9 protein-coding genes, 1 pseudogene and 1 riboswitch are annotated in these 7,875 nt (G+C 60.2%); of the genes and pseudogenes, 6 read left to right on the top strand and 4 right to left on the bottom strand.

Annotated features, from left to right (window positions below; genetic code table 11):
- Positions 1-458: 458 nt before the first annotated feature.
- Positions 459-854, bottom strand: coding sequence for a VOC family protein (locus MAXJ12_RS33965; protein ID WP_008840788.1), 396 nt, complete (start codon positions 852-854; stop codon positions 459-461).
- A gap of 14 nt (positions 855-868) precedes the next feature.
- Entirely contained in the window at positions 869-1,486 is a 618-nt protein-coding gene (locus tag MAXJ12_RS33960; RefSeq protein ID WP_040589733.1) for an RNA polymerase sigma factor, read from the bottom strand.
- Positions 1,487-1,835: 349 nt separating this feature from the next.
- On the opposite strand from MAXJ12_RS33960, the gene MAXJ12_RS33955 reads away from it, so the two are divergent.
- The 5 genes from MAXJ12_RS33955 (at position 1,836) to MAXJ12_RS33935 (ending at position 6,533) form a co-directional block, all read left to right on the top strand.
- Positions 1,836-2,123 carry a nuclear transport factor 2 family protein gene (locus tag MAXJ12_RS33955; RefSeq protein WP_008840785.1) on the top strand — a complete coding sequence of 96 codons (288 nt, stop codon included), beginning with the start codon at positions 1,836-1,838 and terminating at the stop codon, positions 2,121-2,123.
- A 181-nt stretch (positions 2,124-2,304) separates the two neighbouring features.
- A riboswitch (guanidine-I (ykkC/yxkD leader) is annotated at positions 2,305-2,419 on the top strand.
- Positions 2,420-2,514: 95 nt separating this feature from the next.
- Positions 2,515-3,585, top strand: coding sequence for a putative urea ABC transporter substrate-binding protein (locus MAXJ12_RS33950; RefSeq protein WP_008840784.1), 1,071 nt, complete (start codon positions 2,515-2,517; stop codon positions 3,583-3,585).
- A 12-nt stretch (positions 3,586-3,597) separates the two neighbouring features.
- Positions 3,598-4,506, top strand: a complete 909-nt coding sequence (locus MAXJ12_RS33945; protein ID WP_085984178.1) for an ABC transporter permease — start codon at positions 3,598-3,600, stop codon at positions 4,504-4,506.
- Positions 4,503-5,324, top strand: coding sequence for an ATP-binding cassette domain-containing protein (locus tag MAXJ12_RS33940; protein ID WP_008840782.1), 822 nt, complete (start codon positions 4,503-4,505; stop codon positions 5,322-5,324). Before MAXJ12_RS33945 ends, MAXJ12_RS33940 begins: the two co-directional genes overlap by 4 nt.
- Entirely contained in the window at positions 5,325-6,533 is a 1,209-nt protein-coding gene (locus MAXJ12_RS33935; protein ID WP_008840781.1) for an agmatinase family protein, read from the top strand.
- A gap of 167 nt (positions 6,534-6,700) precedes the next feature.
- Here MAXJ12_RS33935 and MAXJ12_RS38635 read toward each other — a convergent pair whose 3' ends face one another.
- Together MAXJ12_RS38635 and MAXJ12_RS34865 are read right to left on the bottom strand one after the other, a co-directional pair.
- Positions 6,701-7,285, bottom strand: coding sequence for a hypothetical protein (locus MAXJ12_RS38635; RefSeq protein ID WP_210160954.1), 585 nt, complete (start codon positions 7,283-7,285; stop codon positions 6,701-6,703).
- 50 nt (positions 7,286-7,335) lie between these two features.
- Positions 7,336-7,697: pseudogene (locus MAXJ12_RS34865) on the bottom strand (FCD domain-containing protein); the annotation flags it as partial.
- On the opposite strand from MAXJ12_RS34865, the gene MAXJ12_RS38630 reads away from it, so the two are divergent.
- On the top strand, positions 7,690-7,875 hold a 186-nt coding region (locus MAXJ12_RS38630; RefSeq protein WP_210160953.1), incomplete at its 3' end, for a hypothetical protein. The pseudogene MAXJ12_RS34865 and the gene MAXJ12_RS38630 sit on opposite strands and share 8 nt — an antisense overlap.

Below are 7,875 nucleotides of genomic sequence, written 5' to 3'. Positions count from 1 at the left end.
GCCCAAATAGAAAGCCCGCTGCACCTCCTCCCGCAGCGGGCTTTTTTGCAGCGATTCATCCAGTTCACTTTGGCCGTAGGCGCTGTGGAGTGAGTGGAATGATCGGACCAGGTTCGGACGGGCGCCAAGCTCCAGCGGCATGGGATGACTGCCACACGCTGGAGGCGATGCGACGATGACCAGGAACCACGGTCAGGAGGCTTGGCGCTTCGGCAATAGCGATGGCGCTTATAGCGGACGGCGGGCGTGTTCATGCGAACGCGTCTACGCCGCAAATCGCTCACCGCGCGTTAAGTTGATAACGCCCTGCCAAGCTCTCGATCCTCAAGGCCGAGCTTCCGCAATGGGGTGGATTGCGGAATTCGGTCGGTGTGCTGCGAATGACGCCTCGCGGGACGAGCGGACGTTCAATCACCAACTGAATCCGCTGCAACATGTGTTGCCGCGTATTCAACGAATTACATGGTGTCTTTCCTGCGGGGGGTCTCCTCGGACTGGTACATGGAAATCGTGTGACCGTCTGGGTCAGAGAATTCGGCGGACCACCCGCCAGGAGCATGGCTAACCGGTGTAACGATAGTAGCTCCCTTTTCGGCCAGCGCGGCAACAATGGTGTCGATCCCGCCTTCCTTGAGATCGAAAGTGACGATCGGCGAGTTCCCCGGCCTGCATTCCTGTTTGAAGAAAATCAGATCGACTCCACCTTCTGTGCTGGCCTGAAGCCAGGCATTGCCAGAACCATCGTCACCCATGCTCGTGACCTCCAGTCCCAGAACATCACGATAGAAAGCTTCCGTCCGTGCGATGTCGCTGACGTAGTAGCAAATGGCTCCGATCCGCACTTTTCCGAACATTGGTCTTCTCCTTTTCAGATATTGGACGTTCTAGGTTGCCGTGCCTCGGCCATTTGTGAGGTCACGACGAAGAGATGACCATCGGGATCGTGCGTTGCCAGCACGACGTTGGCATCGCGAACTCTCTTGATTAGCGCCCTGCGCACGAGACCGAACGGCAGGTTTCCCCAGGGGTCACCGTTTCCCGGCAGGATGCGGAGTTCTGATCGGCGCCAGCGCTGTCTGATCTCGCTGAGCCGCTTGCGCAAAGCGGCATCGGACAAGCGTAAAAGCCAAGCGATCTCGGCCTTTGTATGCCCGGTTATGGCGAGCAGCGCCGTTGTGCGGAGGGCTGGCGGCAAAGTAGCGACGAAAGGCTCCAGTTCCTCCGCTATGACGGCGGCCTCTCCGGTGTTCCGGAGCATATAGGCGCTTTCGCGCTGCCGCCTGCGTGCGGCGGACCGCGCCTCGTGCAGGGCGCGATTGCGTAACACTCCAACGAGCCACCGTCGGTTTTCGCTGCGTGTCATGTCACCGCGCTGCGCTTCGATCGCCGCAAGCAAGGCGGATTGCAAAAGATCTTCGGCTTCGTCGGCAAGTCTTGATCGCCTTCGCGCGCATCGTAGGAGGCGAAAGTATGTTCCCGAATCCATGATCTTCTTGATCCTAATTCAAAAGCCAAATCCGCATGTCTGCAACGGACTGGGTGACCAGAACGTTTCCTCCCGGGCCGCGGCATTTCCGGTCAGATCGACCTCCATTGCGCCTGAAGAGGGTCCACAAAGAGGAAGCCTTCATTCCAAATTTGCCACGTGGATCGTTGCGCGTCGATTGGCGCTCGCCGTTTCTCGGTGGGATGATAAAGTAGATGCATGACTTGAGCCCCGATCAGTGGGAGGAGCTCCCAAACATGAATGACGAAGTATTCAAGAGATTTACCGCGGAAGAGGACGCCTTCAATCAAGCCATGGTGTCGAACGATGTGGCAAGATCGCCGCCTGCGTGACCGAAGATTGGGTGCTGGTAACCGCAGACGTTGGCCCGATGAGCCGGCCCGATTTCCTGCGGGCGATCGAAAGCGGCGTCCTGACCCACGAGACGATGACAACGGTGATCCAACGGGTCAAAGTGTACGGTGACGTTGCTGTTGTAACCGGGCGGGGACAGAATACCGGCACGTTCAGGGGTGATCCGATGCGAGCCGACGAGTGGATCACCGACGTCTACACGAAGACCGCGAGCGGATGGCTCTGTGCAATGACGCACTTGACGCCTGTTACTGAGACCTGAGCCGCTATCAACGGAACATTCTGCGATACTAGTGATGGTCTCGACGCACGGAGAGTGCCTAATCCGTCGGCGTTGCGATGATTTCTACGCCATATGTGCGTTGTATAATCTGCTAGCACGGGAAAATCCCGCCGCGTCTGGCCGCAATTCGGGCTGGCACGCTCTTTGCTTCGTAAATTCCGTGCAGAGCGTCTAGGGTTCCGGCCGCGACCAAGCGGTGCTGGTCCAAGAGACGCGACCGCCAGGGATGCACTGAGGCATCCGGCGGAACACGGCGGGCCAAAATCCCGGGAGAACCCTGCACGGGTTTGCTGGCGCAAACCTCCTCCCGGTTGCGCTCCGTGAACCCCCAACAAATATCCGGACGCAATCCGGATCGAGACACAGGGGTATGCGAATGCTTCGCAAGCTGGCCGGGCTCGTCTTAGCCGCCTCACTAGGTTTTTCATTCATTCCAGCCGCCGACGCGGCGCCTAAAAAGGACTTCAAGATCTGCTGGTCGATCTATGTCGGGTGGATGCCATGGGGCTATCTTTCCGACAGCGGCATCATGAAAAAGTGGGCGGACAAGTACGGCATCGATGTCGAGATTACCCGCATCAACGACTATGTCGAAAGCATCAACCAGTATACGGCCGGCAGCTTCGACGGCTGTTCGATGACCAACATGGATGCGCTGTCGATACCCGCCGGCGGCGGAGTGGACACAACGGCGCTGATCATCGGCGATTTCTCCAACGGCAACGACGCTGTGATCCTGAAAGACAAGACAGGGCTGGCCCACATTGCCGGTCAGAAGGTTAATCTCGTCGAGCTTTCCGTGTCTCACTATCTGCTGGCGCGGGCCCTGGAGACGGTCAATCTTGCTGAAAAAGACATCACGGTCGTCAACACGTCCGATGCCGACATGGTCGCCGCCTACGGTACCGGTGACGTCACGTCCGTCGTCACCTGGAACCCGCTGGTTTCCGAGATTGTCGCCATGCCCGGCGCGCACAAGGTCTTCGATTCATCGCAGATTCCCGGCGAGATCATCGACATGATGGTCGTGAACACGGAGACGCTGAAGGACAATCCGGTGCTGGGCAAGGCGCTTGTCGGCGCCTGGTACGAAGCGATGGACCTGATGACATCGGAAACGCCCGAAGGGCAGGCAGCCAAGGAGGAGATGGCAAAGGCTTCCGGCACGGACCTTGCCGGCTTCGACGCGCAACTCGCCTCGACCGCAATGTTCTTCGAAGCCGCCAAGGCGGTCGAGTTCACGAAAGGCGCCGAACTGCCGAAGACGATGGATATTGTCCGCAACTTTCTGTTCGAGCACGGTATCCTCGGCACCAACGCGACGAGTGTCGACGTGGTGGGCATGAGTTTCCCCGGCGGCTCCACCCTTGGCGATGTCAACAACATCAAGCTTCGTTTCGACCCGACCTACATGGCGGAGGCCGCCGCTGGAACGCTCTGACGCAGGCGCGACATGGTAGCCAGAGGAATCGATACGCTGAATGCAGGACACGACGCGGGCCAAGTAGTCCCGGGCCGCGCGCAGCGTAGATCGAAAGTGCGCCTTCGCCTGATCAATGCGAGGGTTTCGCGAGGCGGCGCCTTGTTCTTCGGCGCCTTGCCGTTTCTCGTCGTGGCGGTTGCCTATCTGGTCGCCTCGGGCGAAAGGCTGGCCGCCAATCCCAATGACAAGCTCTTGCCCTCGCCCACGCAGATGTGGTCGACCTTTCTGGATCTCGCCACGGTGCCGGACAAGCGCTCGGGCGATCTCATCCTCTGGATCGACTCTTACGCCAGTCTGATCAGGCTGTTCGCCGGGGTCAGCGCGGCGACTTTCATCGCACTCACGCTCGGCATCGCCATCGGTTTTATCCCGCGCGTGCGAGCGTTTCTTCTTCCCTTCGTCACAGTTGTCTGCGTCATCCCGCCGCTGGCGCTGCTGCCGATCCTGTTCATCGCACTCGGCTTGGGCGAGACGGCAAAAATCACGCTGATCGCGGTCGGGGTCGCTCCTGTGATGGTTCGCGACATCGCCAACCGCGTCATGGACTTGCCGCCCGAGCTTGTCGCCAAGGCACAGACGCTGGGCGGTAACAGTTGGACCATGGTTTTGAGGATCGTCCTGCCGCAAGTCATGCCGCGGCTGCTGACATGCGTTCGGCTGGCGCTCGGACCGGCCTGGCTTTTCCTGATCGCCGCCGAAGCCATCGCCTCAACCGAGGGTCTCGGCTACCGCATTTTCCTGGTCCGCCGTTACCTGTCGATGGACGTCATCCTGCCCTACGTGGCTTGGATCACGCTGCTTGCCGTCATCACCGACTGGCTGCTTGTGCGGCTTTCGCATGTCGTTTCCCCATGGGCTCATCCGGTGGAAGGCAAATGAGCCGCATCATCGTCCACGGGCTGGAGAAGAGCTATGGCGATGCCCGCGTCCTGGAGCGGGTCAACATTGTCGCCCAGGCCGGCGAATTCCTGTCCCTGGTCGGCGCCAGCGGCTGCGGAAAATCGACGTTCCTGCGCATCCTGCTCGGTCAGGAACAGGCGAGCGGCGGCGTGGTCGTCGTCGGCGATAGCCCGATGGTGCCTCAGCCGACTCCGCAGCGCGGCATCGTGTTTCAGCGCTACTCGGTTTTTCCGCACCTCACCGCCCTGCAGAACCTGGTTCTGGTCGAAGACTTTCGCTCAGGCGGCCCGTTCGGCCGCGTCTTCGGCGTCAAACGCAAGCACGCAAGGAAAGAGGCCGAAGCTATGCTGGAGCGGGTCGGCCTCAGCCATGCGCGCGACCTTTATCCCGCTTCGCTTTCCGGCGGCATGCAGCAGCGGCTGGCAATCGCGCAGACCCTGCTCGGGCGTCCGCAGATACTGCTTCTCGACGAGCCTTTTGGCGCGCTTGATCCCGGCATCCGCGTGGAGATGCACGAGTTGCTCACCGAGATCTGGACCGAACACGGCATGACCGTGGTGATGGTCACCCACGACATCGGCGAAGCGTTCAAGCTCGGCACACGCGTCCTCGTCTTCGACAAGGTGCGCCATGATCCCCAATTCCCATCCGCCTACGGCGCGACGATCACCTACGATCTGAAGCTCGACCGCAAGAACCGGGCTGCTTCCCAAGACGTGGCCAAAGTGGCCTCGATGGTCGGGACGGCCCGGCTGGATACCGCAGTAGCGACGACGGCGTCGCAAGGGAGACCTTGAATGTCCAGAAAGATTCCCGAACGCAGCCACCGCCGCGCGGGCCTTGTCGCCCGGGAGCCGATGGAACGCTTTCACCATCCCGATTTCGACGCCCGCGGCACGCAGGGCTGGAAATCGATCGAGGCCGAAGGGAAGCTGTCAGAGGCCGGCTGGCGCAAGGAGCAGCAATGGGCGCTCGACATGGGCCTGCCGGGATCGGATTCGATCATCGACAAGTCGATCCCGACATTTTCGCGCGGAGAGCTTCCGCATTTCGCCGGCATCAACACCTTCCTCAAGGCGCCCTATGTCGAGAACGTCCGCGATGTCGGCAAATATGACGCGGCTGTCATCGGAATCCCGTTCGACAGTGGCACCACCTATCGCCCGGGAACCCGTTTCGGGCCGCAGGGCATCCGCCGCATTTCGGCGCTCTACACGCCGTACAATTACGAACTCGGCGTTGATTTGCGCGAGCAGATGACGCTCTGCGACGCTGGCGACGTATTCACCATCCCCGCCAACCTCGAAAAGAGCTTCGACCAGATTACCAAGGGCGTGAGCCATGTGGCCTCCTCGGGAGCACTGCCGATCATGCTGGGCGGCGATCATTCGATCGGCTTTCCCTGCGTGCGCGGCATCGCCGACGTCACTTCCAAGCGCATAGGCATTATCCATTTCGATCGTCACATCGATATCCAGGAAAAGGATCTCGATGAACGCATGCACACCACGCCCTGGTATTGGGCGACCAACTTGCCGAATGTCTCGGCGACAAATCTGGTGCAGCTCGGCATCGGCGGCTGGCAGGTTCCCCGCTACGGCGTGGCTGAAGCGCGGAAGCGGGGCACGAATGTGCTGACCATTTCCGATATTGAACAGATGGGCCTTGAGAAGGCGGCCGAAATAGCGCTCGAACTCGCCTGGAAAGACGCCGACGCCGTCTACATCTCCTTCGATGTCGACAGCATCGATTGCGGTTTCGTGCCCGGCACGGGCTGGCCGGAACCGGGTGGCTTTCTGCCGCGCGAGGCGCTCAAGCTTCTCGGACTCGTGGCGGCGCCCGGCATCTGCGGGCTGGAGGTGGTCGAAGTTTCCCCGCCCTACGACACGTCCGACATCACGGCTCTGTTCGGCGTACGCGTCGTCGTCGAGGCGCTCGGCTCGATGGTCGCGCACGGCAATCTCGGCAAACATAGATCCATCATCGACAAGCCGGTGAGTTTCTGAACATGCACGACGACCATCATCACAGCCACGGCCACCACCATGATGGTGACGACCATCATCACCATTCCCATCCCCATCCGCCTGGCCACAACGGGCCGGCGGGGAAGCCTCTGCAGTGGCAGACTCCGCATCTGCCTCACGACGTTCTCAACGAACAGCCTATCGATTCAAGAATGGTCGACATCGATCTTGTCGAAACGGCCTTTCTCGAAGGGTTTGCGCGTGCGCCCGATCCATCCAGCTTCCTGCGCCTTGCCGGCATACCCTTCGTAGGCGAAACGGCGGACGGCCTGCGGCTCCATTTGCTGCGCGTCGAGACCGAAGATCTTGTCGACGTAGGCGCGGTCATGCCGCTCGTCGGCGGCGCCGGCGTGACCTATCATCCGCTGCCTGCGAAGCTGACTTCGCACCGGCGGCGCCTTTCCTTTGTCTATCATGACGGCACGGAACAAAGGCATCTCGGCTTTGCTGCCGCGCGAGCCCTCGCGGACCATTCCGCTGCTACACAACTCGACATTGCTGAGCATTGAGCGTGGACCCGGATCATTGCGCCTCTCTGATTGGAATGGCCATGGCGGCAAATTAGGCGACAGAGGCACGCCGTTGACAAAGGCAAAACTGAGATGAGCAAGAAGTGGTTGACGATGTTGCGGCGTATTCGGAATGTGCTTTATCAACTTTTGAAGGTCCGCGCCGATCGGCTCTGATCGGAATAACTTTCTGCGCTCGGGGGGTCGTTTTGCACGGACCATCGATTTCGACCGGGCGAACGGTCGATCGACCTTCTCACCTACGATAGTCGTCAGAATTCAAGGGCCTCGCTCAACGTCGGGCCGCTCTTGATGCGAAGATCAAGGTCGGCTTCGAGTTGATCGATGTGGTGCAACATCAGCGCGCTGGCCAGTTCGGAGTTGCCTTAAGCGCATCCATAACCTTCACATACTCGCCGCGTCCGCAACTCGAGACGCCAGAACGGCCGTAAAGGGCGATCACGAGCGACGAACGGGCCACCAGTTCTTCCATGAAGCGCTGAAGGATTACATTCCCCGCGACCGCCGCCAGAAGCAGGTGAAAATCGCCGGACGCCTTGATCTCAGAGCGCCCGGCGTTGGGGCCGCGCTCGGCCATGAAACGGGCTTCGTCATCGAGTTGGGTCTTGAAGGATCTTGGGAGGGACGAGCGAGTTTATTTTTTGCACCGCGCCATGCGTCAAGGGCATAGCTTGGCCGGTAAGCACCGTTTCGATCCTTTTCCGGAGCTATGTTGCCTTCGCATGGGCAACATGCAGATTTGTGCATTGCAGTATGAGCTGGGGGAGCTAACTTTCGGTGGTCGGCCATCT

The organism is Mesorhizobium alhagi CCNWXJ12-2 (assembly GCF_000236565.1).
Lineage (GTDB): Bacteria > Pseudomonadota > Alphaproteobacteria > Rhizobiales > Rhizobiaceae > Allomesorhizobium > Allomesorhizobium alhagi.
Note: the sequence above shows the minus strand (reverse complement) of the source record. Positions and strands in the feature narration are given on the sequence as shown.